Origin of the sequence: Prosthecobacter sp. (genome assembly GCF_044373815.1) — a bacterium.
In the GTDB taxonomy this organism is placed as follows: Bacteria; Verrucomicrobiota; Verrucomicrobiia; order Verrucomicrobiales; family Verrucomicrobiaceae; genus Prosthecobacter.
This window is the reverse complement of record NZ_JBIPNG010000085.1, coordinates 1-17779: the sequence shown is the minus strand read 5'-3', so window position 1 is coordinate 17779 and position 17779 is coordinate 1. Positions and strand designations below refer to the sequence as shown.

Annotated in this window: 16 protein-coding genes; 2 read left to right on the top strand and 14 right to left on the bottom strand. The window is 57.1% G+C overall.

What is annotated here, in order from left to right:
- From ACIREA_RS09735 to ACIREA_RS09670, 14 genes are all read right to left on the bottom strand, one after another.
- A partial coding sequence (locus tag ACIREA_RS09735) for a glycosyltransferase (protein ID WP_397382074.1) occupies positions 1 to 454 on the bottom strand: 454 nt, incomplete at its 3' end.
- Positions 451 to 1326 carry a glycosyltransferase family 2 protein gene (locus tag ACIREA_RS09730; RefSeq protein WP_397382073.1) on the bottom strand — a complete coding sequence of 292 codons (876 nt, stop codon included), beginning with the start codon at positions 1324 to 1326 and terminating at the stop codon, positions 451 to 453. The genes ACIREA_RS09730 and ACIREA_RS09735, both read right to left, overlap by 4 nt.
- A complete protein-coding gene (locus ACIREA_RS09725; RefSeq protein WP_397382072.1) occupies positions 1323 to 2621 on the bottom strand; it encodes a glycosyltransferase family 4 protein in 1299 nt (432 codons plus the stop codon). The genes ACIREA_RS09730 and ACIREA_RS09725 overlap by 4 nt, the downstream gene beginning before the upstream one ends.
- A gap of 8 nt (positions 2622 to 2629) precedes the next feature.
- Positions 2630 to 4198, bottom strand: a complete 1569-nt coding sequence (locus tag ACIREA_RS09720) for a lipopolysaccharide biosynthesis protein (RefSeq protein ID WP_397382071.1) — start codon at positions 4196 to 4198, stop codon at positions 2630 to 2632.
- A 306-nt stretch (positions 4199 to 4504) separates the two neighbouring features.
- Positions 4505 to 5698: an alkaline phosphatase family protein gene (locus ACIREA_RS09715; RefSeq protein WP_397382070.1), complete on the bottom strand. Its 1194-nt coding sequence runs from the start codon at positions 5696 to 5698 to the stop codon at positions 4505 to 4507.
- A complete protein-coding gene (locus ACIREA_RS09710; RefSeq protein ID WP_397382069.1) occupies positions 5695 to 6102 on the bottom strand; it encodes a response regulator in 408 nt (135 codons plus the stop codon). The genes ACIREA_RS09715 and ACIREA_RS09710 overlap by 4 nt, the downstream gene beginning before the upstream one ends.
- Positions 6089 to 7861 (bottom strand): SpoIIE family protein phosphatase, encoded by a 1773-nt coding sequence (locus ACIREA_RS09705; RefSeq protein ID WP_397382068.1) that lies wholly within the window; start codon positions 7859 to 7861, stop codon positions 6089 to 6091. The genes ACIREA_RS09710 and ACIREA_RS09705 overlap by 14 nt, the downstream gene beginning before the upstream one ends.
- Positions 7862 to 7867: 6 nt before the next feature.
- Positions 7868 to 8161 (bottom strand): STAS domain-containing protein, encoded by a 294-nt coding sequence (locus tag ACIREA_RS09700; RefSeq protein WP_397382067.1) that lies wholly within the window; start codon positions 8159 to 8161, stop codon positions 7868 to 7870.
- Between the two features lie 3 nt (positions 8162 to 8164).
- The gene (locus tag ACIREA_RS09695; RefSeq protein ID WP_397382066.1) at positions 8165 to 9472 is read right to left on the bottom strand and encodes a sugar transferase; all 1308 of its coding nucleotides are present in this window, start codon (positions 9470 to 9472) and stop codon (positions 8165 to 8167) included.
- 2 nt (positions 9473 to 9474) lie between these two features.
- Complete coding sequence (locus ACIREA_RS09690) at positions 9475 to 10230, bottom strand: sugar transferase (protein WP_397382065.1); 756 nt, start codon at positions 10228 to 10230, stop codon at positions 9475 to 9477.
- Entirely contained in the window at positions 10230 to 11483 is a 1254-nt protein-coding gene (locus ACIREA_RS09685; RefSeq protein WP_397382064.1) for a glycosyltransferase family 4 protein, read from the bottom strand. Before ACIREA_RS09685 ends, ACIREA_RS09690 begins: the two co-directional genes overlap by 1 nt.
- Complete coding sequence (locus ACIREA_RS09680; RefSeq protein WP_397382063.1) at positions 11480 to 14467, bottom strand: ATP-binding protein; 2988 nt, start codon at positions 14465 to 14467, stop codon at positions 11480 to 11482. The genes ACIREA_RS09685 and ACIREA_RS09680 overlap by 4 nt, the downstream gene beginning before the upstream one ends.
- A complete protein-coding gene (locus ACIREA_RS09675; RefSeq protein WP_397382062.1) occupies positions 14464 to 14679 on the bottom strand; it encodes a hypothetical protein in 216 nt (71 codons plus the stop codon). The genes ACIREA_RS09680 and ACIREA_RS09675 overlap by 4 nt, the downstream gene beginning before the upstream one ends.
- Before the next feature lie 90 nt (positions 14680 to 14769).
- Entirely contained in the window at positions 14770 to 15573 is an 804-nt protein-coding gene (locus ACIREA_RS09670) for a hypothetical protein (RefSeq protein WP_397382061.1), read from the bottom strand.
- Between the two features lie 429 nt (positions 15574 to 16002).
- Between ACIREA_RS09670 and ACIREA_RS09665 the strand changes: the two genes are divergently transcribed.
- A complete protein-coding gene (locus ACIREA_RS09665; protein WP_397382060.1) occupies positions 16003 to 16662 on the top strand; it encodes a YdcF family protein in 660 nt (219 codons plus the stop codon).
- Positions 16663 to 16997: 335 nt separating this feature from the next.
- Positions 16998 to 17779: hypothetical protein (locus ACIREA_RS09660; protein WP_397382059.1), on the top strand; the 782-nt coding region annotated here is incomplete at its 3' end.

The window sequence follows — 17779 nt, the reverse complement described above, 5'->3', positions numbered from 1 at the left end:
CGAGAGACCCGCGGCTGCGATTCCACCAGTCGAGCCAGACATCGCCAGTGAGACTGCGCAAAATCCAGTGATCGCTGACATCATAGACGGTCGGTACACCGCTGCGCTGTAGAGTGAGGCAGAGGGACTTGGACAGGCCGCCCATGCACCAGACATGGACGACATCTGGCCGCAGTATGGTGAGTGCCTCACGCACGGTTTGATTGTTGTGCAGTTCGAGATGCTTGAGGGCGTTCAATCCCAGCCACGGGTGACCGTAGTAGCCGTGAATGCGCAGACTCCGATCGACATGCGGTTCTGCGAGCGGAGGGCTGCCTTGCACTCCATGATTGGACGTGAGCACGTGCACGTCATGGCCGCGCTGCCGCAGTGCCTCGGTGATCGCAGCGCAGCGCAGTTCATAACCGCCGACGTAGTGAGGCGGGTAAAGATTGGTAAGAACGAGAATTTTCATGGGGACACCTCCTGTTGTTCGCGCCATCCCTGATGGAATCCCGCCAGCTTGCCACGGCGCTGCTGCCAGCGAATGCACATTGCGTGAGCGATCTCACGGAGGCGACCATGAGTGATGCACCAGCGCAGGTCATGCCGCACATCGTTGAGCCAGCCGAGGAAAACAGTCTGGGGCCAGTTAAAGACTCCAGGTCGGTGAGACCATGCCTTGCCGATGGCGCGGGCGTCCCCAAAGGAACGCTTCCAGCTTTGCTGCGGTGTGTAGTTGTGGCTGTGCATCACCACTGACTCCTGGACGTAAGACACCTTGTAACCCTGCGCCCGGCACCAGCGTGTGTACTCGTCGTCTTCTGCGTATTGAAGGTCTTCGCGGAAGCCGCGCTGCTGCCATACGTCCTTGCGCAGGCCGCTACTGACCATGCTAAAAAAATGATCCCAGTGCGCGGATTCACGTTCAGGCCCAAAGCAGCGGTCGTAGTCGCAGGCAAACACCGCCTGGCAGTCGGGGCGTGGAATCTGCCTTCCAAAACACGCGGCGACGCTGGAGTCGTCGAGTGTTTCTGCCAGGGGCCTCAACCAGTGATTATTTTGCGGTGTCGCATCGGCGTTGAGAAAGATCACGCGTTCTGCGCTGGCGAGCCGCATGCCGTGATTCATCACGCGGCTGGGATTGTACTCCTGAGGTGTGATTTGGATGAAGTGTGCAGGTTTCGCGGCACGGATCAGCTCCTGAGAGCCGTCAGTCGAACCACTGTCGATGACGATCAGTTCCAGGTTCTGCCAGTTTTGCGCGACAAGCGCGGGCAGTGTTTCTTTCAGCGCCCAGGCCTCATTGAAGGAACGCATGACGATGCTGATGAGAGGATCACTCATGACAGTTTGGCGGCGAACTGAACTGGCTGGCGGTGAGTTTGACTTTTTGAACCCTTAAGGTTTTTCGCTTCGACCAATTCTTCGTAAACACGAGCGACGCGAGCCGCGACAGTGGGCACATCATATTCCGCTCGAACATGATCTAGAGCCTCCGAGCTGAGGTGGCGGTGGAGCTTGTTGTTCATCATCAGGGTGTCGATGCCTGAGTGAAAATCGGCAGTCTTATCAAGGTCGTAGAGCAGTCCTGTCCGGCCGTGCTCGATCAGCGATGCGGGGCCTGATGTGCGGGAAGAAAGCACCGGAGTGCCTGCGGCCCAAGCCTCCAGGATGACGATGCCGAATGGTTCGGCCGTCGAACATAGAACAAACAGACGTGCGGACTGGATGAGGCCGATCAATTCAGCGCAGCCTGATTCAAGGCCGCCAGTTAGAAGGACGTCATTGGCCAAGCCCAGCCGGGCGATCTCGCGATTCAACTCTTCGACTACGGACTGCGTGGTCCCAGCTCCGATGAGCACGAGCATGGCGCGTGGATGGCGGCGTTTGATCGCGGGCAGTTGTCGCACGAGCCATGGCAGGTTTTTGGCTGGATCAAGGCGTGCGACTTTGACGATGAGATCACGGTTGGCGATCTGCGGATAGGCTTTGAGCGCGGCTGCGCGGCTGTCCACTGCGTATTGGGCGGCGGGAACTGAGTGTGGCTGAACGATGATGCGCTGCTGGGGGTATTTTTCCTGCAGCAGGGCAGCTTCGCGCGGATTGCAGGTGAAGACGGCATCCGTGTTTTTAAGCACGTGGCGGCTGCGCACGAGCGCGCCGAGGGCCTTGCCCCACTCGAAGCCACCTTTCAGTGGGGCGGTGAGCTGGGCATTCACTTCATCAGGAATATCGAGAGCGCCGCCATGCAGGGTGATCACATGAGGGACGCCGCGTGACCTTGCTGCCATCAGGCTGATGCCGGCGATTCGATTGAGTGCATGTGAGTGCATCACCTGTGAACGACTGACCCGCAGCTGCCGGAAGAGCTCAAATGAAAACAGATTGCCGCCCCATGAAACGAGAGCATCGCGTTGTGCGGCGGAAATTCCCAGCACGGGAACAAATGCTCGATAGCGCTGAATTTTGGCGCCTGCATCGCGCAGAGGATCAATATCGCTGTGACTGGCGTTTTGTGGAGCATGCACCATGGAGGAAATGCCGTGCATTTGCAGGCCTTGAACAAGGCGTTGCACGGCAGTCTCGGTTCCGCCCCACTGGGCCGGATCGTACTTGCGGAGAATGTGGGATGCTTGCATGGGGGGGATCAAGCGGCCTGGAGCGCGGGTGGATTTTTTCTGAAGGGAGCGGGAAAGCGTGAGCGGAGTGCCTGGCGCTCTGAAGGAGTCAACGTCCCAGACCACACGCACAGGAGCGAAGTGAGCCCGCCTGCGCTTCCCATGAGGAGAATGCGCAACCATGTGTTCTCGATCTGCAGGTCTGGGAACACAAGCGGAGCGCCCAAAATGAGTGCGGATGGAATGCAGGCAATCCAGCTTGGCAGCACTGTTTCACGAAACAGCTGCCATGGATGGAGGCTCACATCCCGGGCCACCCAGGGCCAGAGCAGGCACCAGCCGAAGAAGAGGGTAGGAATGAGCGAGCCCACCGCCACGCTGACCACGTTTTTAAATATCAGCGCCAGGGTGATGCTCAATGCGAGATTCACCGCCGCCTCTCCAAGGCCCAGCCACATGAGGCGGCGCTCATGCCCAGACATCATGTATATGCGTTTGCTGACGCTGTGAGTGAGCGCTGAACTGTAGAACCAGAGCAGCAGCACCTGGGCGACCTGCCAGGTTTCAGTGGCGATGTGCTTGTCGCCCGTGAGTACTTTTAGCAGTGGCTCGAGTTCAAAGGCGCAGAGAACATACAACGGTGTGGCGATGATGGCGCTCCATCGCGTGCCGCGTTGCAGCAGATCGCGAAGCGCAGAGTGGTCGCCGGTTGCATGAAGATGGGCCGCAGCGGGGGACAGGGTGTCCTGCAACTGCTTGGTGAACTGAGCAAATACTTCGGCGACTTTGGCCCCGGCCTGATAGATGGCCACGGCACCGATGGAAAGAGTGGCGCCGAGCACCAACTGGTCCGTTTTTCCCAGCACGATATTGGTGGCCGTGCTGATGTAGGCAAAGATGGAGAAGCCCATCGTTTCACGCATGATGGACTTTGAAAAAAAGCGCGGCCGCAGCTTCACCTCTGGCATGTGGCGCAGGGCGAAGAAGGCGGATACAAGGTCTGGTGCCAGGGCAAAGAACAATGCCGTGAGCATGATGGCCAGCAGGCCCCAGCCTGCGTAAACTGCCCAGGCAATGACGGCCATGCGCATGAGCATGGCCGTTGTAATGATGTTGTTGACGGTGCTGATGCGCTGCTGACCCCGCAGGATTTCCGGGAATATGCCCAGGGGGAACGCGAGGCCGATGGCGGCGAAGAAGACGATCAGCACGATGCGAAACTCAGCATGATTCGCGGCGGAAACTCCAAAGGCGTGCACGATCTGATCGGCCCCGAGCGCCACTGTGGCCGCCATGAGAGCGGCGACGCCGAGATAAAAGAAAAGGATGGTGCTCAGCACCTGGCTGAGCTTGTGCCATTCACCTTTGACCGAGAGTTCGGCGACACGTTTTTGTGCGGCAAAACCAAAGCCGAAATCCAACAAAATGCCGTAACCGAAAACACTCCATAGGAGAGACCAAAAGCCAAACGATTCGCGCGGAAGAGCCTGGTATAACAACCGAAAAGTCACCAGCCCGACAACGATGCCGACAAAAGTGCGCAGGTAGTTGGAGATAGCGTTGCTCCAAATGTTTTGTTTGACGGTGTCGTAGGTCATCGTGAGGCTAAAAATCTCGCGGCGAGTCCTGCGCTCAACAATCCCCGCAGCTGCGGGGAATGGGTTTATAATATGGGCTCAGCGAAGGGAGAACTGGGGGGGGCTCCTGCACGTTGGCGCGCATCATTCATGGGCATGAGCCTTCGGTGACTGCTCCTTGATGAGCCTCAGCCGGAGGTTGGGATCAACCGCAATGATGATGCGAAGGCCGCAGGATTTAGCCATCAGATGGCAAGCATGGATTCCTGGGTTTCGTCAACCTCTTTGAAAGTGCTGTGCCTGAAAAGAGGAATGAACCTGCTGATGTCAGGCTGCCAGGGCGTGGATGGAAGGCTCGGCACATTTCACGTCCGGCCGTTCCAGGGCTTTTTCCATCAGGCGATGAATGTGCGGAATGTGCGTGATGTCAGGCGGGACACTGGACGTGTTGCTAAAGAGCGTCGCGTAGCTCTGGGGATCATGCGGATGATAGCCATGCATGGCACGGATGGGACGCTCGCCCATGTGGCTGGGGACAATCAACACACCCTCTTGGACGAGAAAGATGAGTTCCCCAAAACGTCCGTCTGCAAAGTGAGCGCGGAAACGCTTCAGCTCTTCATCTGGCATGATGCGGCCTTCCGGAACGCCTTGCAAGACGAGGGGGATCTTCTGGCGTGCCGCGTCGCTGAAAAACCAGAAGCGGGCCATCGTGCTGTCATAGACCACATTGTAGTCGGTGCCGATGCGCAGACCCAGCGCGTCGATTTTACTGCGGAGATCCAGATGCTGATCGCAGTTTGCCATGCCGTGGTCGCTGAAGACGTGAAGATTTACCTCACGGTAGTGCTTTTGAGCCACCGCCATGGTCTGGGTGATCCAGGCTTCGTACTCAGCAAGTTTGGTGTCAATCTCGGGCGATTGATTGCCCACACGATGCAGCAGGCCATCCAACCCGGCCCAGTACTGAAAGGCGAAGTCGATGCGTTCGTCTTTTATGTCGGCAATCAAGCGATCACGATTGATTTCTTCACTCAGATTGGGCTCGGTGACAAAATAGGGCACGCCTTTCTCCACCAGAAGATCAAACACATTGGGGCCGCGGTTCATTCCGCACGGTTGCAGCGGGCTTTTTTTCTCGGTGAAGTCAAACAGGTGGATGAGGTGGAAGGGAATGTTGTAGAGATCGAAGTAGCCTTTGAACCCCAACGTCGATTTGACAATCTTGGTGAGATAACGCCGAACGATGCGGCGGCTGGTCAGCGCTTTGGGGAGCCAGCGCAACCAGCTCAGACTGCGGAAGGGGGAATTCTTTGGATCATGGATGAAGTAGCACCAGTTGTGATGCTCATCTGGCCAGTGACCGCTGAGAATGCTAGGAACGCAGGTGCTGCTGTAACCAAAGACACTTTCGAGTTTGCGACGATGCGGCGCCAGTGTGCGGAGAAACTGAGGGCGGTCCTTGATGATCTCCCACCCGCAGGCGTCGATCATGATGAAAAGATCCAGGCGTTGTTTCATACGGTGGTAAGTTGAGGTTCCAGAGGCTCGGAGGCTAAGATCAACCGCTCGACTTCACGGCGGAGCAGGGCGGGGCTGAAAGGCTTGGAGACAAACATCGTGGCGGTCTCAAATCCCTGGTACTGGCCCACAGCAAGCTGACCACGTGAGCTGAGAATGATGACAGGGATGTCGCGTGTCGCGGGATCGGCCTTCAACAGCTGGAGCGCCGCCTTGCCGTCCATCACTGGCATGATGTGATCAAGCAGAATGACGCAGGGCTGGTGGCTCCTGGCTAGGTTCACAGCTTCCTGGCCGTCTCCAGCAAGCAAGATAGGATGACCAAGCGGCTTCATGCTGAGTTCTGCCACCCGGCGCATGTGTGGTTCGTCATCGACGACGAGTATGGGGCTAACCTTTGGCATGAGACAGGGAGTTTTGGGTGTTGGCGGTGAGCGTCTGCGCACCACGAGTGATAATCATAAAGGTGGCATCGTCCTGCTGGCTTGCGGCATCGACCGCACTGCGGTGCAGACGGTGCAGGCTGTCGCGTGAAGTGCCGGCATCTGAGGCCGCCGCTGCCACGCCCCGAAGCCAGGTGTGGAGTTCATCACGACTTAGAATGCCGCCACCGGAAACCACGTCACTCAAGCCATCCGTGTGCAGGAGCACATGCGTGTATGAGGCGAGGCTGACCGAGAAATCCTGATAGTCGGCATCAGCAGTGACACCGAGCGGTGGGCCGTCGGCGCAGACCTCTTGAATTTGACTGCCACCGCTGAGGAGCAGCGGGGCATGTCCGGCACCACAGACCTGCAGCGTGAGGCCGTCTGCGCTGATATGAACGAGCTGTGCTGTGATGAACATGTCGGCCCGATCCAGCTCGGCAAACATCGCCTTGTTCAGGCGTCGCATGAGACGTGATGGCTGCGAAGCCAGATCGAGATGAGAATGCAGCAGGCTGTGAAAGGCGGTGGCAAACAATGCGGCCGGAACTCCTTTTCCCATGACATCAGCCACGACAAACAAAAGGCTGCCGTCCGGCAGGAGGATGGCATCCAGATAGTCTCCACCTACTTCTCCCACGGTGGCCAGGTGGGCCGCACAGTGGACGAAAGGTGTCTGCGGCAGCTCGGCAGGAAGCAGGGAGCGCTGAATGTCAGCGGCGATCTGCAGTTCACGTTTCATGAGGCGGGACTGATTGGCTTCATCGCGCCGGTGCAAACCGTGCAGCAGAGCACCGAGAAAATCGCCAAGGCTGCGCACCACATTCAATTCACGTGCAGAAGGCTCCCAGCGGGGTTTGAAAACGCCCACGGTAAGCACGCCTGCAAGATCACCGCCGCTTTCGAGAGGATGAGAAAGTCCGCTGATATGTTCGCCTGCTTTTCGCAGCGGGTCTGCGGTGGCAAAGGTGGTGCTTTCATCAAACCATTGATCCTGACGAGTGACAGCTGCGAGGGTTTCAACGGCATCGTGGTTGCGAAGTTCCAGCAGCGGGTCCCAGGCGATGGCTGATGGCACACCGCCTACGATGGGAAGCCTGCCAGCTTCGGTGCCTGCCATGCGTAGCACCAAAAAATCTGCACCAGCCAGTTCACGCAGTTCTTCAAGCCAGCGCGAAGCGAGTGCGACTGGTTCCACATCATTGCCAGCATCTGCGATGAGCCGGAAGATGTTGGCAAGCGTTTCGTAACATGAGGCGACCTCGGCGGTCATGAGTTCGAGAGTCGCCTCGGTGTCCTCGTGGGGCTTTGGGGTGGATTTGCGCTGCGACCTCAGACAGAGCACGTTGTGCCCCTTGCCACGAAGGTAGGAGACGTGATCGGTGAGAGAACTGATGATGAAGAGGCCACGTCCATGATCGCACTCATCGTCTTCAGGCAGCTCCACATGGTCAGGCCAGTCAAAGCCGCTGGTATGATCGGTGATGCGTACTTCGATGTCGTGCGCGGACAGCGCTGCTTCGATGCGGACCGTGAGCAGAGACTGTTCGGGGGTGGCGTAATTCACAGCATTGTTCGCAGCTTCTGCCAGCACCAGCTCCCATTGCTGGCACTCGTCCGGCAGGATCTGCTGATCTGCCAGCCACTTAATGACCGAGCGAACGGCATTGCGCGCATCATCCAGGGTTGCTGGAAAATCGAGCCGAAAGCCATCGAATTGCTGCTGAGGAACCGACATGAGCGATCAATCGTGGATGATTTCGAAAACGCGATGAAGTCTTGTCAGTTCGATTAACTGGCAGACGGCGGATGAAGGATTGATCAGTTTCAAGCTGGCTCCACGGGCGCGGAGGTTTTTGTTCAGTGTCAGCAGGACACCGAGGCCGGAGCTGTCGATGAAACGTGTCTTGGACAAATCAATGCAGACCTCTTCATGCCCGGGTTTGATCTCAAGATCAAGGCGGTCGCGCCAGAGGCGTGCGGTGGCGGCGCAGAGTTCGGCAGGGGCGGTGAGCTGGGCGGATGCGGTGAGTGTCATGGCTTAGGTGCAGGTTTGGGTTGAGGTGTTGGTGGGAATGCCATGGTCCTTGCGGGACAGAGGCAATAAAAAGCGAGGCAGGCAGTGCATGAGGATGCGGATGTTCAGCCGCAGGCTGCGATGAATGGCGTAACATGCGCTGTGCGCGGTGTCGTTGTCAGTGCTGTGCATGCCGTCGTTCATGATGTCAGCGTAGGAGAAGACGCCGGCGGGAGCATCGAACCACATGCGTTCAAATTCGTTGGTCAGCAGCGACGCGCGAGCCTGGGAGAGGGGACGATTGCCCACCAGATGCATGTCGCCACGCCAGACGGCCCAGAGCTCCGGCCAGCGGGAAAATAAACCTGGTGCGGATGTGAGGGAATATAGCCGCGTGCTGGGGCTGAAGCGGTCCTGCTTGTTCGGTGGAGGCAGCACGACCTGCCGGCTCTCCAAGGCTGACTGCCATTTCACAATGCGAGTCCAAAGTGCATACAGCAGCGCCAGCGGAGAAGTCAGCAGCATCAGCAGGAGCCCGGCAATGCGGGTAAGCCAGCCGCTGCGAACACCCCCAAAAGGCTGATGAGTGAGGTTGGCGAGCAGAAAGTCATCCGTCACCTCCAGAAACGAGCCCTTGCTCCAGTTTTCGATGCCGCCACCCCAGGCGAAGGAGTTGTGAACATTGGTCAGGGCGCCCACATAAGTGTTCGGCCCCACCCAGCTCTCACTGACAATGGCGTTGCGGTCAATGTAAGCGGCTTCTTCGATGACAGTGCCTGCGAGAATCTGTGCATTGTCTCCCACGATGACCTGTGGGCCGATCCAGACAGGGCCTTCGATTTTTGCCGTGGCTGCAATGCGTGCCCGTGTGCTGACATGCACCTCCGGGGCGATCTCGCGCATGGTCAGGTGTGATTCGGGTGGTGTGCCTCGCAGATTGCCCAGCATGATTTCGAACAAAGCGGAGGAGCTCTCCCACAGCGGCTTGTGCGGCATCGACGGCAGGGTGTCCAGCGTGATGATGTTGGGAGCTATTCCCAACGAGTCTTTGCCCGTGAAACGCAACCGCGTTTCCTCAATGCTGGGCTCGCGCTTGACAGACAGAACGGTGATGGACAATCCCCAGCGCCCGCCTTGATCCACGGCATGTCGAATCTCCTGCGGCCGATCAGCCGCCAGAATGGTGGCGTGCTTGACTCCAGCAGCGGCGAGATGCTCCAACCAGAGATCCAGCAAAGTGCGGCCCAATACGGGCCAGAGAGCAAGAGGGCGAATGCGGCGGGCAAAGCCGGCGCATTTACGATAATCCGGGCAGATGATAAAAACGTCCATGGTTACATGCCTTTGCCCAACACGATGGCTGGAATGGTTTTGAGCAGGATCCAGAGATCCCGCAGGAAGGAGTGGCTTTCGATGTAGCGCACATCGAGGGAAACCTGCTCGCCGAAGTCGATGTTGTTGCGGTCGCCGATTTCCCAGAAGCGGCCTTCGCGCTCGCCTACCTGCCACAGGCAGGTGATGCCTGGCTTGGCGTGTAGACGGCGGCGGTCGGCGCTGGAATAAAGCGCGGCCTCACGTGGCAGGCACGGACGCGGCCCGACGATGGACATGTCTCCCCTGAGCACATTGAGGAACTGGGGCAGTTCATCAATGGACGCCTTGCGAATGAAGCGTCCGATGGGAGTGACGCGAGGGTCGTTCTTCATCTTGAAGGTGATGCCTTGAGATTTTTCGTTTTGGGCGAGGAGCTGGTTCAGCTTGGCCTCGGCATCAATGCACATGGAACGGAACTTCAGCATTTCGAAGTCACGGCCATTGAATCCGATGCGCCGCTGTTTGAAAAAAACCGGTCCTCCGTCCCGGCGGATCAGCAGGGCGATGACGGTCATCAACGGTGCGGCAAGGATTAATGCGATGATGCTGATCAAGACGTCGAACAGCCGTTTGACGGCGTGAGTGCCATTGACGACTGCGAGCCACATGCAGCGTTTGAAACGCATGGCAAAACGCATTCTCAGGCGCCCCAGCCGGCTCTGGGCCTTGAGGATGCGCCGCACTTGGGGTTCATCGGGAACGGACGTTTTTTTCATTACGCAGGAACTGTAATGGCGGGCTTAGAACTGTAACCCCCCTCAAGTGGGGGACTGTGTGGGGCGCACCGGCTGGATTCGCCGATGGCACGTTCAAACATCGTCTCAAGACCGGCGATGTAGGCGGGGAAGTCGTAGCGTGCGCTGACAAGCTGGAGGCCGTTTTCACCGAGCTGTTTTGCCCGAGTTTTGTTTTGCAGCAGGTCATCGAGGCCGGCGGCAAATGCGTCTCGATTCATCCATGGAACGAGATGGCCGTTGAATCCGTCTTTGAGCCAGTCCTTGATGCCACCGGCGTCAAACGCCACGACTGGCAGCGCGTAACGCATGACTTCGAGGCCAATGGTGGCAATCGGCTCCGGCCAAACACTGCTGAGTGCGACGACGCTGCATTCGCGGTAGTAGGCCTTGAGTTCCTCCTGCGGAATAAAGCCTTTGAAATGAACACGGTCTTCAAGACCAAGTTTCCGGCTCAGCTCCTCGCAGTAGGACTTGTGATTGCCATCACCGAGGATGATGCACTCAAACTTCGACTTTACCTTGGCAAGGGATTCCAGCAGCACGTCCACCCCTTTGCCACGAATGATCTGGCCGGCGTAGAGAATGAGATTGCGATCGCTGAAGCTGCTGCGCAGGTCGGGGTCGCCCATGCGTGGCACCGGGGCATGTATCTCGATACGTTCGGCATCGAAGCAGTTGTGAAGCAACTCATCACGCATGTATTCCGTGACCACCGCCATGCGGTGAAAGCGACGGTTGAGAGCGATCTCGCGCTGCTTGGCACGATAGCTGACCCATTTGAGCGGGAATCCGCCGCTGTTGTTTTTAACGACACAGGCTCCACAGCCAAACACGCAGTAGAGGGATGCTGCACGAGTGCAGATTTTGCGGGAGAAGTAATGATACTTGTAGCTGCGCATGCAGTAGATGTCGTGGTCGTGCACCATGCGCACGAGGGGTAGTCCGCTGTTCACCAAGGTCTGAATCGCTTCGAGATCAGCCATTTTGTGGACATAGACTGCGTCAGGCTGGAACGCAGCGAGGGCCGCTTGAGTTTGGGCGGCGCTGTCACCAGTCAGTGCAAAGCGTTCGGTGAAGACACGACTCCAGCCGTCTTCATTTTTGCCAGTTCCTGGTCCGTGCAGGATGCCGGTGTGATGACCTCGTCCACCCAGTTCCTGAGCGGTGATGAAGGCATTTGCTTCAGCGCCTGCCAGGGCACCAAACCGTTCGTGGACGTATAGAATTTTCATGAGGTGAGAGTGGTGGTGCGGAGATGGGTCAGTTCTTCGCGCAAGGAGGGCTCGGCCGTGGCAAAACCACGCCTGATCTGCGCTACCAGAAAGGGCTGGTCGGCACGACTGTCGGATTCAGCCAAGTGCTCGAGATCGCGGCAAAGGGAATGAATGTGCGTGAGGCCGAACAGGGAACTGCTGCCTTTTAAGGAATGTGCGGTGCGCTGCAGCGCGGGCTGATCCTGGCCTGCTGCGAGCTTTTCAAGATCCGTGATGCGTTCCGGCGTGTCCTTGAGCCAGTTCTCGATCAACTCTGCCGTGTCTTCGACACTCAATTCATCCGCCAGCAGTTTGACGGCATCTTTAGCGGTGCTGACTTCTTCTTCGGTCCAGCCGCTGATGTTCTCCGGCTCTTTGGCCGGCTCCAGCACATGAATACGCGCCAGAGCCTCGGTGAGCGCCTTGGCTCGCAACGGCTTGGAGATGTAGTCATCCATGCCTGCTTCGAAGCAGCGCTCACGCTCGCCATCCATGACATTTGCCGTCATGGCGATGATGCGGCAGCGCGGGCGCTGCCAGTGTGTGCTGGCTTCGATTTCACGAATGGCGCGCGTCGCTTCATGGCCGTCCATGTGCGGCATGTGGCAGTCCATCAGGATGGCGTCATAGGCGCGGGCGGCGAATTGATCGACGGCCTGCTCTCCATCACGGGCCACGTCGGCGCTGAAGCCGTGTTTTTCCAGCATCATGATGGCCATGCGCAGATTGACTTCATTGTCTTCGACGACCAGCAGACGCGGTTTGTAGGCGCAAGATGGCTGGAGCGACTCCTCATGAGATTTCGCGTTGAGTTCATTTTCAGCCTGCTTTTCAGCCTCAGAGTCTTCACGCACTGGCAGTCTGAACCAAAAGCGTGAGCCGAGCCCCGGCGTGCTGACCACGCCGATGGAACCGCCCATCAGTTCCACGAGGCGTTTGCTGATGGCAAGGCCCAGACCCGTGCCGCCGAAGCGTCGAGTCGTGGAGCTGTCCACCTGTGAGAATGCCTGGAAGAGCTTGCGTTGCTGCTCCTCATTCATGCCGATGCCGCTGTCGATTACACTGATCTCGATCTGCTCAGGCGCGCCTTCTGGAACGGCCACGCGGCTGACCTTAATGCAGATGCTGCCGTGATCGGTGAATTTGATGCCGTTGCCGACGAGGTTCATCAGAATCTGGCGAAGGCGCCCAGGATCACCTTTGAGGGCAAGAGGCACATTGGGATCAATCTCTACCTTCAAATCGACGCCGCGTGAGATGGCTTTGTGCTGCAGCAGCCCCACGACACCATCGACGATGGAATCCAAGCGGCAGGTTTCATCGACAAGATCCAGTCTGCGCGCCTCGATTTTAGAAAAGTCGAGGATGTCTTCGATGATGGTCATGAGCGCTTCACCGCTTTGACGCACGGCATCCACCATTTCATGCTGCCTGGAATCCAATTGCGTATCGAGCAGCAAGGAAGACATGCCGATGATGCCGTTCATGGGGGTGCGGATTTCGTGGCTCATGGTGGCCAGGAACTCGCTCTTGGCTCGATTTGCACTCTCTGCGGCTTCCTTGGCGCTCACCAGATTTTGCTCCACACACTTGCGCACGATGAACTGGCCCAGCTGGTTGCCGATGCCGGAGAATGCTTCCAGCAGAGATTCCTCCGGGGCGTGTGCATCACAGCTGAACAATTCAAGGACCCCGAGAATGTCTCCCTGGGCCACGATGGGGAACGCGATCGCACCGTGCAAATGACACTTCTTGGCCATGCCTGATCGCGGGCACTCGGCATGCTCGGCCACATCGCGAATCCACTGCGGTTGTCCACTATGCAAGACGATGCCCGGCAACCCGTGGCCGGCTTTGAAGGTCAAAGACCGTGAGAGTTCCACAAAGCCGGTGATGTCTTTGAGCGGGGAATGCCAGATTTCAGCCAGATGCAGGTTCTGCTGATCTGAGTCCAGCATCCACAGTGATCCTGCGATCCAGCCGAGCTGGTTGCAGATCAGCTGAATGACCTTTGCCGCAGCCTGGCGAATTGAATCTGCTTCGGCCAGTGTGCGACTGGTGGAGAACTGTAAAGCACGACGCTGGTCTGCCTGCCGACGCTGGGTGACATCGCTTTCGATGGACATGAAGTTAACCACTTCTCCTGCTTCATTGCGAATTGGCTGAATTTCGATGGAAGACCAGTATTTCCGGCCCGAGCGGTGGAAATTGAGCATCTCCACGCGAAATCCACGCTGCTGCTGCAGGCACTGGTTCATGAAGTTGTCGGCGCCAGGGTCTGCCTCAGGGCAGCGCAAAAAGTCTCCGGGCTGGCGTCCAACGACTTCCTCCAACTGCCAGCCGGTCATACGGGTAAAGCCTTCATTCACCCACTCAATGTGTCCCGCTGCATCGGTGACGATCACTGCGTTGTCTGTTCTTGCCGCGACAAGTGCCAGCTTGTGGGATTGTTCCTCCTGTTCACGCATTTGAATGCGCTGCTCTGTGAGCTGGCTGGCCAGGCGTTGCAAGTCCGTGGTCACTTTGCGCTGCATCTGCAGCACCTGCAGCAGATCCAGGGTCTGATCATGGACGGCAAAGTCATGCGTCGTCAGGCCCATCTGATGGGCCTGGTCCGGCTCCGTAAGCCAGGGTGAGGCAAGCATGATGCCGCGCCGAGGACGGTCGAGCAGCATGACCTGCCCACGCAGAATCACTTTTTGTCTCCGGTCTTCGAGTAGAAAGAGGCGTTCCGGATTGGCGCGTGCATGGGCGTCACAAAATTCTCCTTCGGGACTTTGTGAATGGAAGACATCCTGCAGCCGCGCTCCCGGCACTGCTCGCGGGCAGATTTTAAGCAGAGAGGCGCCGGATTCCGTGATGATGTCATTCGCATCCCAGGCAAAGTAGAACGGGAACACCCGGGCGAAGTCCCGCATGCTGACATGTCCGTAGTCCAAGGAGCTGGAACCTGTCCTGTTCATGCAGCGAGTGATGTCCAGCGGACTTCGAATGCATCAAATCCAGCCCAGGAGACTTTCGATTCGGTCAGATTGATGGTGGGTGGAGTGTCATCGGATCGATGTGAAAAAGGCACTGAGATGGATTTCAAAATTGCAGCATAACCTGCACAAAAATCGATTCCGTGTTTGGTGGCGGGGTGATCTTCAATGCCTTTATTGCGAATGATGTACATGCGAAGAGAAATATGTATTCCCGAATATCGCAGTTCATGCCGGGCAGTCATTCCCCGCAGATGCGGGGAATCATCTCATGGCAGGCAGATTTATTGACGGCTTGCTCTTGGCTTGAGCTTTTCAGTCAGGTCCTCACGCCGCACCAAGCGAAGTTGATGAATTTGCAGACTTGCAGCAGGCTCTCCCGCAGCCAGAAAGACAACCAATTGGTGGACATTCTGGGGAGGATTAGAGCTTGGCCACTGAATTTGAATTCGGTGGTGGCCAGGCTGCATCCACGCTCCGGCGCGAAGTCGTGGCCCTGTTGCGCTGTTTAAGTCTAGGCGCAATCCCACTTCGACTGCCGCCGAAGCCTCCAAGGTTCCGTCAATCTCCAAGCGATCAAAGGAGGTCCAATCGCGATCGAGGGTATCTAGATGAGCGCTGGCCGCTTTTTGAGGAGTGCGTTCCAAGATCATTTGGCCATGTCGCTTGATTTGTTGGATGTAGGAATCCTCCGCAGGCTCCAGAGTCCAAAAAAAGCCCCCTCTTTCTCCGGTGAAATCAGTGAGCACGGGAAACCGTCTGTCTGCAGCTAGTCTTGCCGTCATCACCTGAGCGACCCATCCCAAAGGTGGCGATAAAATGCCAACCAGGGCCAGAATTCGTATGATTATTCGCAGCCAGATTGAATGAAACATTTCTGTGCTGTTCCAGAGGGTGCCGGCGGCAATTCCTGCCAGGCCCCACATGAAATCTCCGATGTCTGCGGTGCGGTGAAACCACGGTTGGACGATTTCCACCAAGGCGGCCAAAAGAGATGCAGACAAAGCAGCAGACAATACGCTGCGCTTATTCCTGCCGGCCGCGGTTCGAAACAAGCCCTCCAAAACCACACAGAAAATTCCCATCATGGGTACATGCATGCGGTTGAGGCACTCAGCTCGCCAGCCTGCGGACCACCCCTCTGGCAGAGGCAGCAGTACGACGACGCCCATCCCAACAAGCAGGGTAGACAGAACCAAAGAACGCTGGGATAGACGCTTCAAGCTGGATGATCTATGAAAGGGGAGTGTTTCTGAGATAACCGCGAAGTGAAAGCCTGGCAATTGCCATGATGCCGAGGTGAGGAAAGGCTTTGAACAGCTGCATCGAAGACGAGGTCCATGATGAACTTTTTTGCCGCTGTGGTTGCATAACAACCTGTTGCGATCCTACTCTTCCTAGTGAACACGCTTTTAAAAACCGTCCTGCAATTTACTCAGCCCTTGTGTTTGATCTGGCTCCTGCTGGGAATCTGGCTGCTGAGGCTGCTTTGGAATCGCCGTGGTGGCCACTTGTGGATGCCCGCCACATCCTGGGTGCTGCTCACGGTTATTTCATGCACCCCTATAGCCTCCATCCTCCTGGCAGGTCTTGAAAACCAGATTCCAAAGGTCCAACTGAACCAGCTTCCCGCTGCGGATGCGATTCTATGCCTCGGCGGCGGCGTTGAGCCCTCCTTGTCAGAGCCCACGGGGTTTCATCTGAAAATTGGAGCGGACCGACTGAGCACCGCGCTCACTCTTGCGGCCGCAGGGAAGGCTCCACTTCTGATCCTTGGCGGCGGCGGATATCCCCATCAGGGACAGACGTTTTCTGAGGCGGATGCGGTTCGTGACTACCTCGCAGACCATGTCTCTCTCAACCTTCAATTGCACAGCATCGGAGTTTGCAGCGACACGCATGATGAGGCTCTGAAGGTCGCAGCGCTAATGAAGCAGCGTGGCTTGAAGCGACTTCTGCTCGTCACCAGCGCGAGCCACATGCCGCGTGCCGTGGCCACCTTCCGGAAGACCGACGTCCAGGTGATTCCTGTTCCCTGCAACTATCTCAGCAGTCTCAATCATCTGGGTGATTTTCACTGGTTGCATTGGCCCAGCTATCATGGGTTTGAGATTTTCGCCTACTGGATGCACGAGATCATCGGCCACTACGTGTATCTCTGGCGCGGATGGATTTGAGCAGGCTGTGCCCAGTCTGGCAGGAGAAGAGCAGATTACTGGCCCTAGGTTGATCTATGCATTAAGCACCTGATGATCTGCGCCATCAGCCCGCTAGCCGAGATGCCCATGCGCGGCCCATAAGGAACTTGCATCGCATGACAAAAGCCGTTTACGGAGCAGAACTCCCACTCTCATTAAGCAGCAAGTGACGGAGCTGCGTTTAAGCGGACGCTAATAAAATCAGTGAACAGGGTATCATAGCAAAGTGGGCTTTGACAGCCCACGATGTCGCCGCGAAACATGAGCCGGTTTCATCAAATTAGCACACACTCTGCACTCCACTTTCCTCGACTATGCGCATTCTCTGGGTCAAGACAGGTCCGCTTCACCCGCTAGACACCGGTGGGAAGAGGCGCACCCACGCGATGCTTACCGAAATAAGCCGAGAACACGAGGTCACCTACCTCTCCCTACTGCCCGCCGATACAGTGCTGCATAATAATGAATCAGGTGATACCTATGCAGCACACAAGATATGGGTTTCGACCCGGATCGTTCCCAAGTGGACGTTCCAGTTTTGGTGTGAATTGATCTGGAGTTCGCTTTTCAGTTCCAAACCGTACGCCTTGGAGAAGTATGAGGTGCCATCTATGCGCAAGAAATTGCAAGAGATGTCCGCTACGGGTGGGTTCGACTTGGTGATCTGCGACTTTTTGGCACCAGCGTTAAACTTTCTGGGACTGCAATTCTCCGCACCAACTCTGCTGTTTCAGCACAACATCGAATCCCAGATCTGGAAGCGGCTGGCAGCGAGCCAGACATCCGTTTTGAAAAGTTGGTACTTTCGCATTCAATACTTAAGGATGAAGAAGTGGGAGGCAAGACTCTCGGCCCTTTTTGATGGCGTGATCACGGTTTCTTCGGAGGACTCCGAGATTGCACGGACTGAATACGGCCTCACCAATGTTCTAGGGCATGTGCCGACGGGCGTGGATGTGGCTTCTTTCCGTCCGAATGCCCAAAGCAACTCCGACAGGCCCTTCACCATCGGATTCCTCGGTTCCATGGACTGGAGGCCTAATATTGATGCGTGCCTGTACTTTGTCCGTGAGATACTTCCGAGGGTCTGGGAGGT

Excerpts from the sequence above, each read along its gene's own strand:
- ACIREA_RS09680 (WP_397382063.1), bottom strand. The coding sequence starts at position 14,467 with ATGAACAGGACAGGTTCCAGCTCCTTGGACTACGGACATGTCAGCATG.
- ACIREA_RS09710 (WP_397382069.1), bottom strand. The coding sequence starts at position 6,102 with ATGCCAAAGGTTAGCCCCATACTCGTCGTCGATGACGAACCACACATG.
- ACIREA_RS09670 (WP_397382061.1), bottom strand. The coding sequence starts at position 15,573 with ATGATGGGAATTTTCTGTGTGGTTTTGGAGGGCTTGTTTCGAACCGCG.
- ACIREA_RS09685 (WP_397382064.1), bottom strand. The coding sequence starts at position 11,483 with ATGAAAATTCTATACGTCCACGAACGGTTTGGTGCCCTGGCAGGCGCT.
- ACIREA_RS09705 (WP_397382068.1), bottom strand. The coding sequence starts at position 7,861 with ATGTCGGTTCCTCAGCAGCAATTCGATGGCTTTCGGCTCGATTTTCCA.
- ACIREA_RS09720 (WP_397382071.1), bottom strand. The coding sequence starts at position 4,198 with ATGACCTACGACACCGTCAAACAAAACATTTGGAGCAACGCTATCTCC.
- ACIREA_RS09665 (WP_397382060.1), top strand. The coding sequence starts at position 16,003 with ATGCCCGCCACATCCTGGGTGCTGCTCACGGTTATTTCATGCACCCCT.
- ACIREA_RS09695 (WP_397382066.1), bottom strand. The coding sequence starts at position 9,472 with ATGGACGTTTTTATCATCTGCCCGGATTATCGTAAATGCGCCGGCTTT.
- ACIREA_RS09675 (WP_397382062.1), bottom strand. The coding sequence starts at position 14,679 with ATGTACATCATTCGCAATAAAGGCATTGAAGATCACCCCGCCACCAAA.
- ACIREA_RS09725 (WP_397382072.1), bottom strand. The coding sequence starts at position 2,621 with ATGCAAGCATCCCACATTCTCCGCAAGTACGATCCGGCCCAGTGGGGC.
- ACIREA_RS09730 (WP_397382073.1), bottom strand. The coding sequence starts at position 1,326 with ATGAGTGATCCTCTCATCAGCATCGTCATGCGTTCCTTCAATGAGGCC.
- ACIREA_RS09690 (WP_397382065.1), bottom strand. The coding sequence starts at position 10,230 with ATGAAAAAAACGTCCGTTCCCGATGAACCCCAAGTGCGGCGCATCCTC.
- ACIREA_RS09700 (WP_397382067.1), bottom strand. The coding sequence starts at position 8,161 with ATGACACTCACCGCATCCGCCCAGCTCACCGCCCCTGCCGAACTCTGC.
- ACIREA_RS09715 (WP_397382070.1), bottom strand. The coding sequence starts at position 5,698 with ATGAAACAACGCCTGGATCTTTTCATCATGATCGACGCCTGCGGGTGG.